We start from the raw sequence: 20,955 nt of genomic DNA on the forward strand, positions 1-20,955 counted from the left end.
GAGTCAAGACTCCCGCCTCTACAGGCGGCGTCAGTTCAGGTGGAGTAGCCTCTCCACCTGAACCCTCAATGTTTCAGCTTTGCTGAAACGAGTTCACTCTCTTTCATTAAGGCAAATAACTCATAGGGCTAACTGGTGAACCATTTTCCCGCACTTCAAAATGCAAATGCGGACCAGTCGAATATCCTGTCGAGCCAACGCGGGAAATTGTCTGCCCTTTCCTCACCCGAGCTCCCTCTTCCACTAGTAACTCTGAATTATGTGCATACAATGTCGATATACCGCCGCCATGATCAATAATAATGGCATTACCATAGCCGCCCATCCAGCCACTGGACACCACTACGCCACTATCGGCTGCTGCAACCGCATCACCATAATCAGCGCCAATATCAATACCGCTATGGTAGCGTTCGGTGCCAAAAATCGGATGTGTCCGCCAACCGAAGGGCGATGTAATTGGGCCTGAGGCCGGCCACATCATCGCACCACTGCCGCCTGCCGGGCCAGCCGCATTACTGCTAGAAGACTGAATTCGTCTAATCATTTGCTCAATCTGACTAGAGGTTTCCATGAGCTCCCTATAGGCCTGCTCAGCCGTATCACGTTCAGTTACAGCTGAATCCAATACTTTTTCCCGCTCATTTTTACTGGTCACAATAAGCGCCTTTTTCGTAGCAGCTTGCGCCTTAAGCTCACTAATAACTTCCTTGTCCCGTTCAAGTTCGGCCCGTTTTTGAACTACAAGCTCGCGTTCAGCTTTTACCTGAGCAACAAGATTGATGTCCAGATTAACAACCCTTTTTAACAACTCGGCCCTTGTCGTAAAATCAGCAAAGTCGGTAGCCCCAAATAGAACATCCAAGTAATTTACCTGACCGTTTTTATAGATATCGCGCATTCGCTTATTCAAAACTTGGCTACGTGCAGCCAGATTTTTTTCTACTTTTTCTAGCAGCGCCGTATTCACCGTTATCTGTTGCTCAGTGGCAGCCAGCTTAGATAAAATACTGTTATATTCACTGGTAGCTGTATCAAGATTGCCCTGAATCGTCCGGAGCTGTTCAGAGACACTATCTACCTGTTGTTGTGCCTGAGCCGCTTTATTTTGCTGCGTCTCTATCTGCTGCTGAACATTCTCAAGTTCACGCTGTTTTTGATCAATCTCATCTGCGAGCGCCGTAGCTATCACACTTGTAACCAGTAAAATGACTAAAACTACTGATAATATTCGTTTACTAACCAAAGTTCTCCCCCCTGTTACACCTTCATAAAACGCTTAAGCGAAATAGAACTGCCTAAAGCGCCGATGGCTGTGCCCACAACCAATAACACAATACTAATATGAGTCAAGAATGGGCTCTTGGGGATTAAAGGCAAAAATGCTAGGGATTCGTAGACCTTTTCGGTAAGGGTGCTATAGGTCTGGCTCAAGATGAGCACAGCACAGAGAGCTCCACTAAAGCCCAGTATCATGCCTTCAATCATGAAAGGTAACCGGATAAACCAGTCGGTAGCTCCCACAAATTTCATAATCCCAATCTCTCTTCGACGGGCAAAAACGGTAATCCGAATGGTATTTGAAATAATGAACAAAGCCGCCAGAGCCAGAAAAACAATCAGGATAAGCCCAAAAATCCGAATCATTCTTGTCAAAGCAAACAATTGCTCAATGATTTCCTGTCCATATTTGGCATTTTCTACCCCTTTAAGCTGTCCAATCGCCTGGGACACTGGCTTCACATACTCCGGCTTGTCTACTTTTACTTCAAAGGAATTAGGAAGCGGATTGGTATCCCCTAGTGCCGTAAGCAGGCCTTGCTGCTCGCCTAAACGTTCTTTGAACTTAACCATAGCCTCGTCCTTATCAATAAACATTACCTCAGTCACACCAGGCAGCTTGGTTATTCTGGTGCCGATTTCCCGCATGTCCCGATCAGATAACCCATCTTCCATATATACGGTAATCTGTACCTGGGTTTCTAGCGTAGAGGCAATATGATTAAGGTTAAGCACCATCACCAAAAACATTCCCAAAATCAATAGTGACACTGCCACCGTGCTTACAGAAGCAATCCCCATAAGGCTGTTACGTCGTAGGGAAGACACTGCCTCGCGCACAAAATATTCAAAAGTTCTAATCTTCATAGCCGTATACTCCTTTTACCTGATCACGGACAATACGGCCTTTTTCAATAGCAATAACCCGTTTGCGCATCGCATCAACAACAGTTTTATCGTGAGTAGCCATAATAATGGTCGTCCCAGCCTTGTTAATGGTATCAAATACTTTCATGATTTCCCACGAGGTATCAGGGTCCAGATTGCCTGTAGGTTCGTCAGCAATAACGATAACCGGATTATTGACAATGGCCCGGGCAATAGCTACCCGCTGCTGCTCACCGCCTGACAGTTCTGACGGGTAGGTGCGCACCTTATGCCTGAGCCCAACTAAATCGAGTACATTATGCACCCGTTTTTGCATCTCCCGGCGCGGCGCTTCAACCACCTGCATAGCAAAAGCCACATTATCATATACCGTTTTATTGGGTAACAAGCGATAATCCTGAAATACTACGCCCAAGCTCCGCCGTAAATAAGGCACGTCCTTGGACAGCATCTCTATGACATTCCGTCCGTTAACAACAAGCCGTCCTCTTGTGGGCAGCTCTTCACGTAAAAGCAACTTAATGAATGTCGATTTCCCAGCGCCGCTCGTACCCACGACAAAAACAAACTCACCCTTGTGGATATCTACCGTAACCTCGGCCAACGCAACTGAGCCGTTGCTGTATACCTTCGACACTTCATTCATGTAAATCAATCGTAGAATACCTCCAAACTAAATTCAAAGACCAAAACATATAGAATATTCGACGCCGATAGACAAAACCCTCCTTTTTCGCCGTATTATTCTTAATTGCTGACTCAAGACTCCCGCCTCTACAGGCGGCATCAGTTCAGGTGGAGTAGACTCTCCAACTGAACCCCCGATGTTTCAGCTTTGCTGAAACGAGTTCACTTCAGCAACTCCATCGTATACAAAGTCGTCAATCCTAACACACTTAATAAACCAAAATACCACCATGCCACCTGCAACCGCTGCATCGCTGTCAATTGATAGTAGCTGTGATCCTGTGGTTCTTCGCCCCGCCACAATTCAAACAGTGAAAACAAAAAAATAATCAAAACTAAGATGTTATAGGTATACAAGAACACAACACCAATAACAAAACTGCCAATCCACCAAAGCCGTGGCGAGATGGCAGCTGCAATGCGTTCTCCGTCCAGTGGAGCGCAGGGAATAAGATTAAAAATATTTAACAGGCAGGCGGTATACGAAAGTACCAGCATTAGCGTGCTATTGCTCCACAGGTAAAAAGCCAAACATACTAATGCACTCAACGTCCCGGTTGCGGGACCGCCAATGGCAATATTAGCTGTCATTTTAGCATTGATGGGTGGACGGTTTAAGCTAATAACAGCACCAATAAAGGGAATAAAGGTGGGACCGTTGGCTCTGAGCCCAACAATGCGCGAGGCTGCAATATGTCCTAATTCATGAACCAATAACAACAAAATAAAGCCAATACCAAACTTAACACCAAAGGCGAGCGCATAAAAAGCCAGCGATACCAACATGGATACAGCCATAGAAAGAGCACCGTCCACCTGGAATAGTGCCAGCAACCCTACTATCCCGATCCCTGCTCGGCGCAGTACTCGCCGCCCCAGATTGATGACCTTCCAGCAACTCACAGCATCCCTCCTCCCGGTGATCAGTTGGGTACCCTCAAAAAAATAGTACTGCTATAGTCCACGATACCTTTAAACCTTTGCGTACTTTGTGTACTTTGCGGTAACAATCTTGGGTTTTGCCTATGAGGGGTAGGTTTGTTGAACCACAAAAGACACAAAGAGCGCAAAGGTTTACGAATGTGAGGGGCTTTACTTTTGGCATTGCCCCAAAAGTAACAAAAAGTCTAGGCCCTAAGCCTCCAAAAGCTGAAAAGCCGGGCGATATTCCTAAAATCCGTAAACTCGCTACGCTCAAACAGTACGGATTTTTTTACGGAATACCCCCCGGCTTTTCTCCTGCGGAACGCTTTTTCCGGCAAAGGCCGGGGGGTTACGAGGGATGCCGGGTGCCACCTTATGGATGCACAATTTATTTAATGATACATTAAAAAATCGCTATTGCAGCTTTTAATCTTCAGCCAAAAATAGTAATGCTATAGTCCACGATACCTTTAAACCTTTGCGTACTTTGCGGTAACAATCCTTAAAATGGTTTGGTTTTGGGGCTATAGGGTTAGGTTTGTGGAACCACAAAGGACACAATGAGTGCAAAGGGTTACGAAGTTAAGAAAGTTATACTTTCTTTCAGGACAGAAAAATCCCGCACATACATCATAGATATGCATGTGCGGGATTTTTTATTATATTACGCGTTTTTGCGGCTAACTACCTTTTTAGCTGCAGCAACAATTGCTTCTTCTGTCAAATTATATTTTTTCAGCAAATCACTTGGTGTCCCTGACTCGCCAAACGTATCCATGACACCTAGTCGTTCTAACGGAACAGGTGCATTTTCAACAAGTACTTCGGCAACAGCGCTGCCAAGGCCACCGATAATGCTGTGTTCTTCACAGGTCACAATGGCACCTGTATCATGGGCGGCGGCAATAATAGCCTCTTTATCAATCGGTTTAATCGAGGCCATATCTAGTACCCGTGCGCTTATTCCCTGGGAAATAAGCTGCTCAGCTGCATGCCGCGCCGGAGCCACCATGACCCCACAGGCGATAATCGTTACATCTGTGCCCTCTGTTAACAACGCGGCTTTACCAATACGGAATTCATAAGCTTCACCAAAAATATCAGGTACTGCTGCCCGTCCCAGCCGAATATATACTGGACCATGATGCTCAGCAGCAAAATCAATGGCTTGCTTAGTCTCGGTGGCATCAGCAGGTACAATAACCGTCATATTCGGCAATACTCGCATGATAGCAATATCCTCAATAGACTGATGAGATGCGCCGTCTTCTCCAACAGTCAGACCGGCATGAGTTGCAGCTATTTTAACATTGAGCTGCGGATAACAGATAGAATTACGCACTTGTTCAAATGCGCGGCCGGTAGCAAACATGGCGAAGGTTGAAGCAAAGGGGATTTTGCCAGCAGCGGCTAGACCAGCGGCAACCCCCATCAAATTCTGCTCGGCAATGCCGACATTGAAAAAACGGTCAGGATGCGCTTTGGCAAACACATTGGTTTTGGTGGACTTAGACAGGTCGGCGTCCAATACCACAACATTTTTATTGCGATCGCCCAGATCCTTTAATGCTAAACCGTAGGCTTCGCGGGTAGCGAGATTACTCATAATAAAACTTTGCACCTCTTTCATAGGCGGACGGCTCTGAACGCCCATCTGCTTCGTTGCTCCTGCGAGCCGTTGCTCAGCGTACTCCGTGTACGCCTCCGCTACGGTTCTCGTCGCGCCTCGCATCTGGGCATTCATAGCCATCCGCGTGTATATTCATAACTTTTTTAAACCTATGTACACCGTGTTATATTAATCGTCCATAGCCTCTAATGCGGCTAAGAATGTCGCGCATTCTTCGCGTGAAGGGGCTTTGCCGTGCCACTCGGCGCGGTTTTCCATTTGACAAACGCCTTTGCCTTTGATGGTTTTAGCCACAATCATGGTCGGTTTGTCTTTTACTGTCTTGGCTGTTTGAATGGCATCATAGATGGCGTTATAGTCATGACCGTCAATAACAATTACATTCCAGCCGAAAGCTTGCCATTTTTCAGGGATCGGCAGCGGTGACATGACTTCACTAATCGGGCCGTCAATCTGCAAACCGTTAAAGTCAACAAAAGCCGTAAGGTTGTCCAGCTTATAATGTGGGGCAAACATAGCAGCTTCCCATACCTGACCCTCTTCCAGTTCCCCGTCACCTAACAGGGCATATACCCGGTAATCCCGGGCATCCAGTTTACCAGCCAGGGCCATACCATTGGCAGCGCTCAAACCTTGTCCCAACGAACCAGTGGACATATCTACACCAGGAACATGTTTCATCTCAGGATGCCCTTGCAAGCGGCTGTTAATCTTGCGCAGCGTTAATAACTCTTCCTTGGGCAAATACCCTCTTTCAGCAAGTGTGGCATACAGCACTGGCGCCGCATGACCTTTCGAAAGCACAAAGCGATCACGCTCAGCATCCTTAGGTTTAGCCGGATCTACTCTCATCTCGGCAAAATAAAGCACAGTTAGAATGTCAGCCGCAGATAAGGAACCGCCTGGATGACCTGATTTTGCTTCAGTAACCATACGTATAATATTGCCCCGAATGGATTTTGCATGCCCGGCAAGCTCAGTAAGCTGCTGCTGCGTTAGTTTTTGTGTCATTCTTTCAACCTCCTATAAGTCCTTTATCTAGGCGGGGTTAATCCCCAATGTTTCAACTAGTCCGTCGTAATCCACAATGTTTCAGCTAGCTGAAACAAGTCCACTACTACTACTAGGTTTGCACTATATAAAACAAATGTGCCAAGGCCTGAAACTGGCTAGAAATGTCCAGCTGCGAGGCGCACCGGAAAAACGTGCAGCGCCGCGTACACGCGTACGCAAGCAAACGTTTTGAGGAGCAACGAAGCAGATGGGCGTTTATAGCCTGTTTCAGCAGTTTCAGTGATAGGCGTTGAAACCCTCACCCAGCACCTCATGTGCATCAGTAACAATAACAAAAGCTTGGCTGTCAATACGGTACACCAAATCTTTGACAGCAGAAACCTCGCTGGTACTGACTACGCAAAAAACAACCTCACGGTCGGCATGCGTATAAGCACCGCGGCCTGCCAAAAAGGTCACGCCCCGCCCGAGCTCAGTCATAATGGCCTCAGACACCTTCGCTGGCGATTGTGACATAATGAAAAAAGCTTTGGCATTACTTGAACCTTCCTGCACCAAATCAATGATTTGGGTGGTAACAAATAAAGATATAAGTCCATATAATGATAACTCAGCACTGCCAAACACAATACCGGCTGTAACAATGACGAAACAGTCAACGCTCAGCAGTGCCTGACCAATACTGATCTTCGTTAATTTATGAATAATGGCTGCTGCCAAATCAGTACCAGCTGTGGTTCCCTTAAATTTAAATACAATGCCCATACCAACACCGGCAAGCACACCGCCATATAAGGAGTTAAGCAGTAGATCATGGGTGAGAACAGGTACAAATGGTGCGGTTAAATCAATGCTGGCCGCTAAGATGCCGGCACCTAGCAGCGTATTAAATCCAAAGCGAGTTCCCAAGATTTTAACACTAAGAAAAAACATGGGAATATCAAAGGCCAGCATAGTCATGCCGACTGGCAACCCAAACGTATGGTGGAGCACTGTGGCTAGGCCGCTAATGCCGCCTGCCGCAACCTTATTAGGGATTAAAAACATATTAAGAGCCAATGCCGTAATCACTGTCCCCAGCACAATTCCCAAATAGTCACGCAGCCACTGCCGCTTTACCATCGCCACCCCTCCTTACTTTTTCACCAGGCTGAGCGCGAGTTCGGCATTTAAAAAAGCTTTGTTACGCAAAATGTTAATACGATCCTCCCGCTCCCGGTTCGGCTGTTTACGTTCATCCCACATCGCGCGTATCCTGGTCATCAGGTTATCGGCCGTTACCGATTTTAAGGTCCCGACATGTCGTTCGCCAATCGTCTCCAAAAAACGGTCAATTTTGGGATCATAGGATATACCAGCCATTGGTACATGCATAACGGCAGCGAAAATAAGTGCATGCAGTCTAATACCAATTAATAAATCCAAATTACCAACAAGTGAAAGTAACTCACTTGTAGTATATTCACCTGGCAGCACACTCGCTTTATTATTCATGCGCCTGGCAATCTTTTCAGAAACCCCCAGGTCATCAGGCCACTGCATAGGAATAAATACAACTTTGGCCCCCAGTTCCTCAATCATCAGGTCAGCCGCATGGCCCATCACCTGTTTAAAATGGCCCCAATCTTTCCATTCCCGCACAGAGATACCAATTAATGGCGCCACGCCTTCTTGTCCATGTTTTTTTAGAATGCTGCGGCCAATGAGTTTATCCACCGGATGCATGGCCAAAACTGGATCAGCCGTTATATGAACAGGCGGCGCAGTTACCTTTAACCGCTTTAGTTCCTCATAAGAACCATCATCACGAACAGTAATCAGATCGACCATATTGCCAATATAGCGCATGGCCCCCTGGGCCAGCGTTCCTCGTACCGGACCAATTCCTTGCGCGTACAGCATAACCGGCTTACCCAGCTTTTTGGCCAGCATCATAATACTCAGATAATAGTAAAGACTGCGGTCACTGGTCACATCCTGCAGCAAGCTGCCGCCGCCGCTGATTAACAGCTGGCTTTTAGCTAACACCTTGGCAATCTCCGGGTAATTCAAACGATAGACAGCAGCTACGCCATGCCGCCTTCTCGTATCTTCCGGATTACCGGATATGACCGTAATTTTAATATTAGGTTCAATATCGGTTAAAGCCTCAATCATAGCTGCCAACATCGCCTCGTCGCCCGCATTGGCAAAACCATAATAGCCTGAAACAACAATATCACTCATGGGCAACCGTACTCCTTCCCAAACGAGTGATTACGGCTTGAACCAGATACACGCCAACAACCGCTACTATGCCAATGATTGCACCTAAAACCATGCCGTCTAAGCCCCGAACGGTGGACATGAGTACCGGGGTCCGCAAATGCGCAAAAGTCTCCACAAGTGAACCCTGAGCAATAGTCGCTACTACGATCAGCAAGTATTGCACCAGACGCGGCCATTGGCGATAGACAGCCATGACTGCCAACAAAAAGGCCGGATGTCCGATTAAGAACTCTTTTCCCCTTGGCCGAGCGTACAGAAGCTGCTCTAATAGTGCCCTGAGTTTAAGTTCAATCCCCAGTATCGGTACACCGGCCGTATGTCCTGAACGGCCAATATACACCCAAGCCGCAAATGCAGCCATGCCAACCAATAGCAAGGTTTTCATAGTTACCGGATAATTCAAGATAGTAGTTACCTGACGCCACAAGCCTCTGGCATCTTTCAATTGAACATTGTCAAACAAATTATAGCGAGTTAAGTACACCATAGTAACTAATAGCATTGGGGCGACAAACGTGAGCTTTACTCCCCGGAATATTTCCATTTCAAGAAAAAAGCGCACATCGCTAAGCACAGCGCCTAAATAGAGACCACCTGCCAGAGAAACAAACGTAGTAATAACAACAGCGCCCAAACCAGCGGTAATAATTTTACCCAGAGAAGCCGGACGTTCAAACAGACCAGTCGCCTCCAGCTGCCGCCAATGATCCAGCTGCCAAGTCATAGCCAAAGCCGGAAAAACACTGGCACTGGCCAGCGCTACCATCTGACGGCTAAGCGTACCGCCGCCCTTAATAATCGGGAAGATCAGCAGCACTGCCACTATAGCGGTAAGCGCATACTGCCAGCGGGCACCAAAGGGATAGACTAAAGACAAAAACAGTACCCCAGCCGCCGTTGCTCCAAGCGCAACAAAGGCCAAGAGCCATGGCGCAGGAAAATACGGGTTATAGGTACCCGCCCGACCAAGACTGAAGCCCTCGTCCACTAAAGCTCGTTTAACACCTGACACATAATCCAGATTAGTTTCAGTCAGAGTTTTTCCTGGCTCCGGCTTATCATACCGGCGCAGGAGATTGATCCGGATATTCCGTTCCTGATCAGCCAGCGCCCAACGCTGAATAGCTTCAGCTGATTTTAATTTTACCTGTTCATCTTTGGGAATAACATAAACCCGGGCAGACTGATAGTTATTGGCAGTTGCCAGTTGAGTAAGCCCTTCCTGTTTAAGAAACTGCAGTTGCAACGGATGCTCAATCATGGCTAAGGTCAGCTGTCGTTCGCGAAACTGGCTGGCCGTAAGTGGCAATAGATCTGGATAACCTAAGACCTCCTCACCAGAAAACATGATCGCACTCAGGTTATTAACCGTTGCCAAGCGCTGAAACACTGAATCGATATCTGCAGGAGTTACCTTAGTATAGTTTGTTGGACGGGCAATTACGTAAAAGCCCAGCTTGTCAACTACAGCAAGTTCTGCTGAAGATAGCCCCAGATTCCACTTCACAACTTTTTCAAAATTGGCTTTGGCTTCCAATACCGGACGCTCACCATCTGCCAGCAGCGTTACCCTGTCAGGTCCCAAACGGCGGCTTAAGTCAGCCATCACTTCCTGGAATACTTGTTGATCTTGCCCAACGACATATACATCCTCAGCCTGGATCTTACCTTCGGCAATTAAATTGCGCCAAAAGGGATCGGCTAGCGTGCCGGTATTTTTCTGGTGAAGAATATCTGCACCAGGCAATGCCGTTATTTTGCCACTTTTATTGAGTTTTTCCAGAGTAGCTTCATACACGGCCAAGCTAGTAATGCCAGCCTCTTTAAATTGCTTAAACATGTCAATTGGCCGGACACCCTCAATTTGCGCTAATTCCACAACATCTTCATATTCCATAACCACTTCAACCGTGGAATTGGCCTGTTCAACCGTGTGACGCTGCCAATCGATAGTAAGGGACGCCAATAGGCCAACAATGACTACGCCAATTAGCCATTTGTTATATGTAAAGGTTGACAAAATTTCTCCACCCTTTTTGAAACCGCCAATATTGAGGCAGTTTCGATAATTATATGGTATATGTACTATTCCCAAAATCCAGCACAAGCTTGCACCAATACTAATTCCGGTTATCGGTATAAATAATAACCTGGCCCTGTTCCATAACAACATCCCGCACATTCACATTAAATGGCAATTTTTTCAGATCCACTAATGGCAGTTCTGTCAGCAGCGAGCCGCCGATATTGCCAACAGGGGTATTGTTCAGCCAAAACCGGTCAGTAACAAACGTAATTCGTCGATTCTCACGATCACTTGCAATCCGGCCTTCCATTTTGACATCAACTCGGGCAAGACCACCCACGGTTAATGCGCTGCTCACCTGGATTTTCCCCGGAGTTATCGTTACAACTGAATTTTTAACCCCTTTGACTGAGCTATTGAGAAAAGCAGCCAATTCCTCTTGCCCGATGGTCGCTGTAAGCTCAATATCTTTTACTTGTTCAAGCACCAGTTTTCTGCTCTTCAATAGTGACTGAATATCCACCTTTACATCACTTAAACTAACATGCATATTGCGAAAGGTTATTTTCTCAGTCTTAGCCTCGCTAACATCTGCCGTCACATGGTCAAAATTACCATCAAGCATAAACACGGCCGGGATTTTATCCACCCTAGCAGTCACTTGCTTACTGCCTGTCAGCTCGCTGATCCCATGGGCCACAGCATCTGACACCACCTTAGGTAGTGCGACTTCTATGGCCGCTATAACCATAACCAGAAACAGAACAATGGTTGTAAAGCGCTTCATAGGGTTAGCCCCCCCTTAGGAAAACTTTCTCTCACTTTTCATTCCTTACCATTAACCTCACTTTTTAAGTAGGCTTCGATAAACAATTCAATTTCTCCATCCATTACCGCCTGGACATTACCTGTTTCGGCAGCAGTCCGATGGTCTTTCACCATATTATAGGGATGGAAAACATAGGATCTGATCTGACTGCCCCATTCAATGGCTTGGTATTCGCCACCAAGCTCGGCCTTCTTCTCTGCCTGCTTTTGCCGTTCCAATTCAAATAACTTGGACCGCAACATGCGCATGCACTGCTCCCGATTCTGAATCTGGGAACGTTCATTCTGGCATTGCACAACAACACCTGTCGGCAGATGAGTCATGCGAACAGCTGAATCGGTTTTATTAATATGCTGACCACCGGCGCCGCTGGCCCGATAAGTATCTACCCGCAAGTCGACCGGATTAATATCAATATCTACCGAATCATCAATCTCGGGCATAACATCGACAGCTGCAAATGATGTGTGGCGACGGCCACTGGCATCAAAGGGTGAAATACGCACAAGGCGATGTACCCCTTTTTCGGCTTTCAAATAGCCATAAACATTGGTGCCACTAATCATCAGTGTCACACTTTTAACGCCAGCCTCATCACCTGCCAGAAAATCCATGGTTTCAACCTTGTAATTATTTTTTTCGGCCCAGCGCACATACATTCTAAGCAGCATTTGCGCCCAATCCTGGGCCTCGGTGCCGCCAGCTCCAGCGTGCAGAGTCAATATAGCATTATTTTGGTCATACTCACCAGATAACATCTGAGTCAGTTCGAGATGATCCAGCTCCTGTTCCATGCTGGTAAGGCTGGCAGTTACCTCAGAATAGACACTCTCATCCTGCTCTTCCATCCCCAGTTGCCACAAGGTAGCCATATCACTGTGGCGACTAAGCAAATCACGATACTGACTAATACTGTCCTTCATGTGGGTGACCTCTTGGGCAATTTTTTGTGCCACAGCAGGATCATCCCAGAAGGTGGGATCACTCATTCTATCTTCTAGTTCTTCAATACGTTCCTTTTTACTGGCAACGTCAAAGAGAAGCCCTCATCTCGTCAATCCGTTTGGCCAGGGTCTCAATTGACCCGCGTAACTCTTCCAAAAGCACTTTCTCAACTCCCTATTACTACTATTTAGCGCCACAACAGCGTTTGTATTTCTTACCACTGCCGCAAGGACATAATTCATTGCGGCCTGTTGTATCTGTATTAACAATGGGTTCTAGCGGCTGGGACTGTTCTTCTCCTTCTTCGCCGCCACGAGTGGCATGGGCTCCGCGCAAATGATCTTCCGGTTGGGCCTGAGATACAATATTGACCCTGAAAATATACCGGACAATATCTTCCTGGATATTTTCCATCATTTGCTGGAACATATCATAGCCTTCAATTTTATATTCAATCAATGGATTTTTTTGGCCATATGCTCTAAGGCCAATACCCTGGCGCAGCATATCCATGGCATCAAGATGCTCCATCCATTTAGCGTCAAGCGTTTTGAGCATAACAACTTTTTCAAGCTCACGCATATTGTCAGAACCGAATAAATCTTCCCGTCCACTATAGGCAGCCTGGGCTACACGCACAAGTTCCTCCCTAAGCTCGAAACGGCTTAGCTTCTCAAGTTCCTCCTGCTTAAGCCCACCAACAGGCGCAAAAAAACCTTCACAGTATTCAATCAAGCCGGCATAATCCCATTCTTCAGGATATATCTTTTCATCAGCATATCCATCCATACCATAATCAATGACTTTTTCAATCATCATATCGATATTCTCTTTGAGGTTATCCCCGGTCAGGATCTTCTTACGCTGGCTGTAAATAACCTCACGCTGTTGATTCATGACATCATCATATTCAAGAACATATTTGCGGATATCGAAGTTACGAGCTTCCACCTTTTTCTGTGCCTGTTCAATCGAACGGGTAATCAGCGAATGCTCAATCGGCTCATCTTCTTCCATACCCAGTTTATCCATGATGCTGGCAATATTATCTGAGCCAAACAGACGCATCAGATCATCTTCCAGCGACAGGTAAAACCGCGTGGACCCCGGATCGCCTTGACGCCCGGCCCGGCCGCGCAGCTGATTGTCAATCCGGCGACTTTCATGGCGCTCGGTGCCAATAATACGGAGGCCACCCAAGTCGCTAACACCCTCACCCAGCACAATATCAGTACCACGGCCAGCCATATTAGTAGCAATGGTTACCGCCCCAGCCTGACCAGCTTGCGCCACAATCTGAGCTTCCATTTCATGAAACTTAGCATTAAGTACATTGTGCGGCACACCTTTTTTCTTGAGCATAGCCGACAATTCTTCTGACTGAACAATCGAGGTTGTACCCACAAGCAGGGGTTGACCCTTGCTATGGAGTTCAGCAATCTCATTAACAACCGCCCTGTATTTGGCGCGTTTGGTTTTATAAATGACATCAGGTAAATCCTGCCGCTGCATCGGACGATTGGGCGGAATGACAATAACATCAAGATTATAGATTTTACGGAATTCAGATTCCTCAGTTTTAGCCGTACCAGTCATGCCAGCAAGCTTCTTATACATCCGGAAATAATTCTGGAACGTAATAGTAGCCAGCGTTTGGCTTTCCCGTTCCACCTTAACGCCTTCCTTGGCCTCAATGGCCTGATGCAGACCTTCCGAGTAGCGGCGGCCAAACATTAACCGTCCGGTAAACTCGTCAACAATGACAACCTCGCCCTCTTTAACCACATAGTCCTTATCCCGCTTCATCAACGCATGCGCCCGCAGTGCCTGATTAAAATGGTGCGACATCTCAATGTTTTCACTATCATAGAGATTTTTAACATTAAGCAGCTTTTCAGCTTTAGCCACGCCAGCCTCGGTCGGTGCTACCGTATTGGCTTTTTCATCAATGGTATAGTCATCGCCTGCTGTTAATTTTGGCACAACCTTAGCCAAAACAAAGTACATATCAGTAGACTTTTCTCCAGGGCCAGATATAATGAGCGGTGTCCGCGCCTCATCGACCAAAATACTGTCAACTTCATCGACAATCGAGTAATGTAGTGGCCGCTGTACCATTTGTTCAGCATAAATAACCATGTTGTCCCGCAGATAGTCAAAGCCAAATTCATTGTTAGTACCATAAGTAACATCAGCGCTATAGGCCAATTTGCGTTCATCAAAGTCCAGACCATGAACAATAAGACCGACAGACAAACCAAGGTAGCGGTAGAGTTTCCCCATCCACTCACTATCGCGGCTTGCCAAGTAGTCATTAACGGTAACAACATGAACACCCTTGCCGGTCAAGGCATTGAGATATACCGGCAAAGTAGCTACCAGCGTTTTACCTTCGCCTGTCCGCATCTCCGCAATTTTTCCTTCATGTAAGGTGATACCACCCAACATCTGTACATCAAAGTGACGCATAGCCAAAACCCGGCGCGAGGCTTCCCGCACCACAGCAAATGCCTCCGGCAAAAGGTCATCAATCGTCTGACCCTTATCAAGCCGGCGCCTAAATTCAGCCGTTTTGGCAGTTAACGTAGTATCACTCATATTCCGAAGTTCGGGCTCAAACGCATTAATTTTTTCCACCAACTGGAACATGCGTTTAATTTCTTTTTCGTTATCATCACCAAATATGTTCTTCAAAAATTTAAACAAATTATCAACTCCCCAGCAAAAAAACAAATGTATTGCACAAGTAACTTAGACCGTTTAGAAATGCGCAACATCGCATAGATAGGCCTTTCTCCGCAGTCATGGGGTTAGTATGTGCCTAATATATGATTTTAACAGAAAGCTCGTGCAAAGTCAAAAACTGGATTGCTTGGAAAAGTTAAATACGCAGCCAAAAAGCAAAAGCGAGATTGCGACGCTACGCTCGTAGTGACCAAGGGCTGTAAGCCCTCGTCACTACAAGAATCACGAAACAATCTCGCTGGTTAGTTATATACGGTAGTTTTAACGCCAGTTATCTTAGCCTGGCTGCTGCTGACCAGGAGTAGTGAATTTACTACCCTTGACCGGCTCAATTTCATTTTCAACCCAAACCGGGTTATGATGCTCAGCCTCATGAAGTGGCTGAGTTCCGTCACCAAACATGCACAAGAACTCGCCCCAATTGTAAATGCCGAGGAAGATATGGGCAAATACACTCAGCCCCAGGACGATACCAACCACCAAGTGCACCATATCAAACCAGTACATGGCTGCTTTAGGAGCTACTGGCAGGAAGGCGTATAAGGCCCAACCAGTAACAATCAACAGTATGCCACCAAACAACATCATAATTCCCATTTGTTTTTGACCAGAGTTCATTTTGCCCATTGGCGGTACTGGAATGGTTTTGCCTAACAGCATCTTCTGCGGATAGCCACCACAAATCTTCATCCAGGCCATATCCCTCGCATCCCAGGTAAATATTCGGCGAGTAAAAGCAACAATTCTGTCTAAAGCAAAGATGGTATAAAAAATACAGGATAAAGTAAGAATGCAGGCACCAACAATATGGATTTGCATAATCAAATTTTGCAGACCTTCACCAAACGGTTTAAGCCAAATAAAGAATCCCGTAAGGGCTGCTGGCAAAAAACCTAAAATTAATCCCCAGTGAAATAGCCGCGAGATAAGAGGGTGCTTGAGTACCCGCGGTCCATGTTCATCATGATCACTCATCAATTATCCCTCCTACCCTAATTTCGTTCTGTCTACATACTTAGTATGAAACAGTTCTTCGGCCAAATTACTGAGTGGATTCTTGGCAAATTTTTTGTACACATCAGTAACTGCTTGATTGTTATGACTCTGACGGATTTTTGATTTTACATCATCGTTATAGATGCCTTGTGCCCGCATCTTGATGTATTTTGTGCGGTCTTGTACCAAGTCTGTTGCAACATAGGCCCCAGTCCATAGGATGGCACCGGCTACACCCACGATTCCTATGAATTCACGCCGTGAGACCTTGACGGCCTTTTCTATATAATCATACTGCGCCATTGTGTTCCCTCCTTATGACCAAGGCAGTACAGCCTTGGCTTTATCCAGCCAGGAAGTACCCATTGGATTGATTGGCTGACCACCGCCATTAACACAGCCGGCCGGACAATTCATGATTTCGATGAAATGATACGGTGATTTACCAGCTTTGACTTCTTCCAATAGCGGTTTTACGTTTTCTTTGGTGCCATGAGCTACTGCTACTTTCAAGGTAACTTCTTTGCCTGTTTTCACATCTTTCATGGTAACACTGGCTTCCTTTACGCCTTTGAGACCGCGAACAGGCTTGAATTCAAGCACATCCAGTTCCTTGCCGGTGATTACAAAATAGGCTGTCCGTAAAGCAGCTTCCATTACGCCGCCGGTATTAGCAAAGATCGTACCTGCACCACTGTACTGAGCCAAGGGGTTATCCTTATCAGTAAACTCAGCAACAGTCTTAAGATCAATATTTAACTTTTTAAACAAACGGGCTAAATCCCGGGTAGTGAGCACTACATCGATATCCGGGTAACTCCCTGTTCTGCCTTGTGTCTTCCAATACTGAGAAGCGCTGTTGAATTCAGGACGAGAAGCCTCGAATTTTTTGGCCGTACAGGGCATAACGCCTACCATGAAGATATCTTCTGGGTTAACCTTCCAAACTTCTTTAGCACCATAGGTTTTACCAAGTGCCCCAGCCATCATCATTGGTGACTTGGCAGAAGACATATTTGGCAAAAGTGTAGGATAATACAGCTCACAATACCGAACCCAAGCCGGGCAACACGACGTAAACTGTGGCAAAGGTCCTAAATGATGCTCTGATGGCTCGCCTAACGCATAGTGGCGAATCTTGGCAATAAGTTCCATGCCTTCTTCCATAATGGTCTGGTCAGCAGTAAAGTTAGTGTCAAGAACCTTAAACCCAGCCTGTTTCATTGCTCCATACATTTTTTCAGTTACCAGACTGCCGGGTTCCATGCCGAACTCCTCACCGATAGCAACGCGAACTGCCGGAGCAATTGTTGCGACAACTGTCAGTTTCTTGTTCTTGAGCTTGTCAATAACTTGATCCACTACGTCGACCGTGTCTTTAGGAGCCCCGAATGGACAGTTAATAAGGCATTGACCGCAAGAAATACATTTCTCACTGTTGATTTTGTGAACGGCACCATACTTGCCCTCAATCGCATCTGTTGGACAAAATGCCTTACACGAATCACAGCCCTTGCATATCTTGCTGTCAATCTCGATAATACGGGTTACCTCCTGTGATTGAAAACCTTTCAAGACAAAACCTCCTCACCCATGAAAATTAAATAGTATGCCAATGTGCAGCAACCACCATTGTGAAAATTGGAACATTTGAAACCTGTGATACTCTAGTGATAAATGAATGCCATGTTTTAACTGTAATTTAAATTGTGAGACTTGTCAATAATATTGAAATAGTCTGAACAAGTTATTTATTTCACTTTGTCCTTTTTTTAAGGAAAAGTTTAAAAATCTATCAATTCATGCATACTATTACCAAAGGTTTTACCTTAGGAGGTAGCATTATGAAGCATGATGTCATGGATATCCTCGACATAGCCGGTCAGCTTGCCGACCTTAAATCGATTGACTCCAAAAATACATTAGCCATTGCCGTGCTGATAGAACTTCTCATCGATAAAGGACTCTTCACCAGACAGGAATTCGCTCAAAAAGCCCAAGAGCTGGAATCAGCCTCCCTGGCTGAGATAATTATGAAACGACGGTCAGAATTACGAACACTTCGAAATGATAGTAAATCAATCTAAAAATAGCTGGAAGATAACTTCCAGCTATTTTTTTACTAACCTAAAATTCCGGTTCAATTAATCCATAGCGACCATCTTTACGGCGGTACACCACATTAACTTCCTCGGTGTCAGCATTAGCAAAAACATAAAAGTCGTGATTAATAAGGTTCATCTGCATAACAGCCTCATCAACAGCCATTGGTTTAATGGCAAACCGCTTGGTTTTTACAATGTCAAACTCATCATCACCAAGAGTCGGCGCACTAGCCAACGTGGCGGTCGGGATTAATTCAGTCTTAAAGCTGCCACTTTTTAATTTGCGAGACAGTTTAGTTTTATATTTTTCAATTTGCTTTTCCAGTTTTTCAATAACCAAATCAATGGAAGTGTACATATCTGGCGTCGCTTCTTCACCCCGAAGAAGAATTCCATTAATAGGCACAGTGACCTCAACAATATGACGGCCTTTGTTAACAATGAGGATTGCAGTAATTTCACCCATGCTTGCACCATCAAAATACTTCGTGATTTTGCCGACACGCTTGGTGACATAATCTTTTAGTGCTGGTGTAATATCAATGTTTTTTCCTCGTACTGTAATTGCCATATTACCCATCCCCTTTCCTGGTTCCTATATAGTTATTATTCCCTATCAATTCAAAAAGTCCTGTCCAAAAATTCAAATTTCTTTTTATTTTTCTGCGTTTTTTTTACATAAAAAGACGGCTTGCGCCGAGTCTCTTATTGACGACGACAGCACACGCCGATGTTATTCTTTTATACTTTCCATCTGGATAAAGAAAACACGGCTTGCGCCGAGCCTTTGGCGAAAGCGAAAGCCGATGTTGCCCTTATCCTGCTTTTAAGAAAGTTTTATACTTTCTGTTAGGGTAAATCAAAACCCGGCGAAAATTCATCGCCGGGTATTTATGTTGATATATCCTAGTTAGCCTTATAGACGTTGCTGGCTTGTGGTCCACGAGCGCCTTCAACGATTTCAAATTCAACTTGTTGGCCTTCATTTAAGGTTTTGAAACCTTCATCTTGAATAGCCGAGAAGTGTACGAATACGTCGCCGCCATCTTCTCTCTCAATGAATCCGTAACCTTTTTCTGCACTAAACCATTTAACTTTACCAATCATGTGAAACTCCTCCTAAGATTGAACTACAGACTGCTATTTCACAGCCACAAGAGGAAGTATAACACAAAATGGCAGCACTGTCAATTTATAATATTTTCGAAAGAAAAGCCTTCGTACGTTCTTCCTTGGCGTTCAAGAACACATCATCAGGCAATCCTTCTTCTACAATGCGGCCTTCGTCCATAAAAATAACCCTGTCACCCACTTCACGGGCAAACCCCATCTCATGAGTAACTACAGCCATAGTCATCCCCTCATTGGCCAACGTCTTCATAACATCCAGTACTTCCTTAATCATCTCAGGATCAAGTGCCGAGGTCGGCTCGTCAAATAGCATAACCTTAGGTTTCATAGCAAGCGCCCGGGCAATCGCTACCCGTTGCTGCTGACCACCAGATAATTGTTCCGGATAGGCATTCGCCTTATCTGACAACCCTACCTTTTCCAATAAAACAAGCGCTACCTGCTCGGCCTCCGCCCGCTGCATTCCACGAACCTTAACCGGCGCAAGGGCAATATTTTGCAGCACAGTCATATGGGGAAACAAATTAAAGCGCTGAAAAACCATTCCCACTTCTTCGCGTACCTTATTAATATTCGCTTCACTGGTAAGGGGAATACCATCCACAACAATTTCGCCTTCAGTAGGCTGTTCAAGATAGTTAATACACCGGAGCAGCGTGCTCTTGCCAGAACCGCTCGGGCCAATGATAACAACAACCTCTTGTTCAGCGATATGGGCACTAACATCTTTTAATACATGTAAATTACCAAATTTTTTGTGAAGATTCTTAATGCTTATCATCAGTCTTGTACCTCCGCTCAAGATAATCCACAAAGCGGGATATCGTAAAAGTCATCACAAGGTAAATAAAGGCCACTGTGATCCAAATCTCAAACGAACCATAGGTACGGGCAATTATTAGCTGTCCGCGCCGTGTAAGCTCTTCAAAGCCGATTACCGACACCAGCGAGGAATCTTTGAGCATGGCAATAAATTCGTTACCCAATGGTGGAATAATACGTTTAAAAGCTTGGGGTAAAATTATGTAACGCATTGTCTGCCCCCAGGTCATCCCCAGCGACCGTCCAGCCTCCATCTGTCCTTTGTCAATGGACTGAATGCCCCCGCGAAAAATCTCGGCCACATAAGCACCACTGTTAACACTACAAGCAGTAATTGCTGCAATAAACGGGTCAATCCGCTGCCCTACGATAAGCGGTAACGCAAAATAAATGAGGAAAATCTGCACCAAAAGCGGTGTACCCCGGATAAAGTCCACATATACAGCTGCCAACATCTTAACCGGCCAAATTGTCGCTAGCCGTGCAATCCCAACAAACATACCTATTAAAAGACCAAAACCAACACTAAGCACCGTAATTTGCACAGTAACGCCTGCGCCCATAAGCAGCAATGGAAACGACTGAATGATTAGCTCAAAATCAAAATTCAAATTCCTCACCCTTACTAAAATTATATAAGGCGGATAAAATCACATGTCAATTA

20 protein-coding genes are annotated in these 20,955 nt (G+C 45.6%); 1 reads left to right on the plus strand and 19 read right to left on the minus strand.

Features of this window, described 5'->3' with window-relative positions; genetic code table 11:
- Positions 1-106: 106 nt before the first annotated feature.
- The 15 genes from ACZ449_RS14565 to ACZ449_RS14635 all read right to left on the minus strand — a co-directional run bounded on the left by ACZ449_RS14565 (position 107) and on the right by ACZ449_RS14635 (position 17,808).
- The gene (locus ACZ449_RS14565) at positions 107-1,246 is read right to left on the minus strand and encodes a murein hydrolase activator EnvC family protein (RefSeq protein ID WP_464261692.1); all 1,140 of its coding nucleotides are present in this window, start codon (positions 1,244-1,246) and stop codon (positions 107-109) included.
- 14 nt (positions 1,247-1,260) lie between these two features.
- On the minus strand, positions 1,261-2,148 hold the full coding sequence (gene ftsX, locus ACZ449_RS14570) for a permease-like cell division protein FtsX (RefSeq protein ID WP_464261693.1): 888 nt from the start codon (positions 2,146-2,148) through the stop codon (positions 1,261-1,263).
- Positions 2,138-2,824, minus strand: coding sequence for a cell division ATP-binding protein FtsE (ftsE, locus tag ACZ449_RS14575; protein ID WP_464261694.1), 687 nt, complete (start codon positions 2,822-2,824; stop codon positions 2,138-2,140). The genes ftsX and ftsE overlap by 11 nt, the downstream gene beginning before the upstream one ends.
- 194 nt (positions 2,825-3,018) lie before the next feature.
- Positions 3,019-3,759, minus strand: a complete 741-nt coding sequence (locus ACZ449_RS14580; protein WP_464261695.1) for a site-2 protease family protein — start codon at positions 3,757-3,759, stop codon at positions 3,019-3,021.
- Between the two features lie 685 nt (positions 3,760-4,444).
- On the minus strand, positions 4,445-5,386 hold the full coding sequence (locus tag ACZ449_RS14585) for a transketolase family protein (protein ID WP_464261877.1): 942 nt from the start codon (positions 5,384-5,386) through the stop codon (positions 4,445-4,447).
- Positions 5,387-5,578: 192 nt separating this feature from the next.
- On the minus strand, positions 5,579-6,421 hold the full coding sequence (locus ACZ449_RS14590; RefSeq protein WP_464261696.1) for a transketolase: 843 nt from the start codon (positions 6,419-6,421) through the stop codon (positions 5,579-5,581).
- A gap of 279 nt (positions 6,422-6,700) precedes the next feature.
- Positions 6,701-7,546 (minus strand): YitT family protein, encoded by an 846-nt coding sequence (locus ACZ449_RS14595; protein ID WP_464261697.1) that lies wholly within the window; start codon positions 7,544-7,546, stop codon positions 6,701-6,703.
- Between the two features lie 12 nt (positions 7,547-7,558).
- Positions 7,559-8,650, minus strand: coding sequence for a polysaccharide pyruvyl transferase CsaB (gene csaB / locus ACZ449_RS14600; RefSeq protein WP_464261698.1), 1,092 nt, complete (start codon positions 8,648-8,650; stop codon positions 7,559-7,561).
- Positions 8,643-10,712, minus strand: coding sequence for a DUF5693 family protein (locus ACZ449_RS14605; protein WP_464261699.1), 2,070 nt, complete (start codon positions 10,710-10,712; stop codon positions 8,643-8,645). Before ACZ449_RS14605 ends, csaB begins: the two co-directional genes overlap by 8 nt.
- 100 nt (positions 10,713-10,812) lie before the next feature.
- Positions 10,813-11,505 (minus strand): LmeA family phospholipid-binding protein, encoded by a 693-nt coding sequence (locus tag ACZ449_RS14610; protein WP_464261700.1) that lies wholly within the window; start codon positions 11,503-11,505, stop codon positions 10,813-10,815.
- A gap of 38 nt (positions 11,506-11,543) precedes the next feature.
- Positions 11,544-12,654, minus strand: a protein-coding gene (gene prfB / locus ACZ449_RS14615) for a peptide chain release factor 2 (RefSeq protein ID WP_464261701.1) whose coding sequence is annotated in 2 segments (ribosomal slippage) — positions 11,544-12,581 and positions 12,583-12,654 — 1,110 coding nt in all. Because the reading frame shifts where the segments join, the coding sequence is not laid out codon by codon here.
- A 21-nt stretch (positions 12,655-12,675) separates the two neighbouring features.
- On the minus strand, positions 12,676-15,198 hold the full coding sequence (gene secA, locus ACZ449_RS14620; protein ID WP_464261702.1) for a preprotein translocase subunit SecA: 2,523 nt from the start codon (positions 15,196-15,198) through the stop codon (positions 12,676-12,678).
- Positions 15,199-15,513: 315 nt separating this feature from the next.
- Positions 15,514-16,212: a cytochrome b/b6 domain-containing protein gene (locus tag ACZ449_RS14625; protein ID WP_464261703.1), complete on the minus strand. Its 699-nt coding sequence runs from the start codon at positions 16,210-16,212 to the stop codon at positions 15,514-15,516.
- 12 nt (positions 16,213-16,224) lie between these two features.
- Positions 16,225-16,536 carry an iron hydrogenase small subunit gene (locus tag ACZ449_RS14630; protein WP_464261704.1) on the minus strand — a complete coding sequence of 104 codons (312 nt, stop codon included), beginning with the start codon at positions 16,534-16,536 and terminating at the stop codon, positions 16,225-16,227.
- A gap of 12 nt (positions 16,537-16,548) precedes the next feature.
- On the minus strand, positions 16,549-17,808 hold the full coding sequence (locus ACZ449_RS14635) for a [FeFe] hydrogenase, group A (protein WP_464261705.1): 1,260 nt from the start codon (positions 17,806-17,808) through the stop codon (positions 16,549-16,551).
- Positions 17,809-18,077: 269 nt separating this feature from the next.
- Between ACZ449_RS14635 and ACZ449_RS14640 the strand changes: the two genes are divergently transcribed.
- Complete coding sequence (locus ACZ449_RS14640; RefSeq protein WP_464261706.1) at positions 18,078-18,320, plus strand: hypothetical protein; 243 nt, start codon at positions 18,078-18,080, stop codon at positions 18,318-18,320.
- Positions 18,321-18,360: 40 nt separating this feature from the next.
- Here ACZ449_RS14640 and hpf read toward each other — a convergent pair whose 3' ends face one another.
- The 4 genes from hpf to ACZ449_RS14660 all read right to left on the minus strand — a co-directional run bounded on the left by hpf (position 18,361) and on the right by ACZ449_RS14660 (position 20,902).
- A complete protein-coding gene (gene hpf / locus ACZ449_RS14645; RefSeq protein ID WP_464261707.1) occupies positions 18,361-18,909 on the minus strand; it encodes a ribosome hibernation-promoting factor, HPF/YfiA family in 549 nt (182 codons plus the stop codon).
- A 335-nt stretch (positions 18,910-19,244) separates the two neighbouring features.
- A complete protein-coding gene (locus ACZ449_RS14650; protein WP_021169152.1) occupies positions 19,245-19,445 on the minus strand; it encodes a cold-shock protein in 201 nt (66 codons plus the stop codon).
- Between the two features lie 85 nt (positions 19,446-19,530).
- A complete protein-coding gene (locus tag ACZ449_RS14655; protein ID WP_464261708.1) occupies positions 19,531-20,250 on the minus strand; it encodes an amino acid ABC transporter ATP-binding protein in 720 nt (239 codons plus the stop codon).
- Positions 20,237-20,902 (minus strand): amino acid ABC transporter permease, encoded by a 666-nt coding sequence (locus tag ACZ449_RS14660; RefSeq protein ID WP_464261709.1) that lies wholly within the window; start codon positions 20,900-20,902, stop codon positions 20,237-20,239. Before ACZ449_RS14660 ends, ACZ449_RS14655 begins: the two co-directional genes overlap by 14 nt.
- Positions 20,903-20,955: the final 53 nt, after the last annotated feature.

The sequence above is a fragment of the Desulfosporomusa polytropa genome (assembly GCF_055380075.1).

Bases quoted from the DNA above. Each gene is read 5' to 3' on its own strand.
- ftsX (WP_464261693.1), bottom strand. From the start codon at position 2,148: ATGAAGATTAGAACTTTTGAATATTTTGTGCGCGAGGCAGTGTCTTCC.
- ACZ449_RS14585 (WP_464261877.1), bottom strand. From the start codon at position 5,386: ATGAGTAATCTCGCTACCCGCGAAGCCTACGGTTTAGCATTAAAGGAT.
- ACZ449_RS14590 (WP_464261696.1), bottom strand. From the start codon at position 6,421: ATGACACAAAAACTAACGCAGCAGCAGCTTACTGAGCTTGCCGGGCAT.
- ACZ449_RS14595 (WP_464261697.1), bottom strand. From the start codon at position 7,546: ATGGTAAAGCGGCAGTGGCTGCGTGACTATTTGGGAATTGTGCTGGGG.
- csaB (WP_464261698.1), bottom strand. From the start codon at position 8,650: ATGAGTGATATTGTTGTTTCAGGCTATTATGGTTTTGCCAATGCGGGC.
- ACZ449_RS14610 (WP_464261700.1), bottom strand. From the start codon at position 11,505: ATGAAGCGCTTTACAACCATTGTTCTGTTTCTGGTTATGGTTATAGCG.
- ACZ449_RS14625 (WP_464261703.1), bottom strand. From the start codon at position 16,212: ATGAGTGATCATGATGAACATGGACCGCGGGTACTCAAGCACCCTCTT.
- ACZ449_RS14630 (WP_464261704.1), bottom strand. From the start codon at position 16,536: ATGGCGCAGTATGATTATATAGAAAAGGCCGTCAAGGTCTCACGGCGT.
- ACZ449_RS14640 (WP_464261706.1), top strand. From the start codon at position 18,078: ATGAAGCATGATGTCATGGATATCCTCGACATAGCCGGTCAGCTTGCC.
- hpf (WP_464261707.1), bottom strand. From the start codon at position 18,909: ATGGCAATTACAGTACGAGGAAAAAACATTGATATTACACCAGCACTA.
- ACZ449_RS14650 (WP_021169152.1), bottom strand. From the start codon at position 19,445: ATGATTGGTAAAGTTAAATGGTTTAGTGCAGAAAAAGGTTACGGATTC.
- ACZ449_RS14655 (WP_464261708.1), bottom strand. From the start codon at position 20,250: ATGATAAGCATTAAGAATCTTCACAAAAAATTTGGTAATTTACATGTA.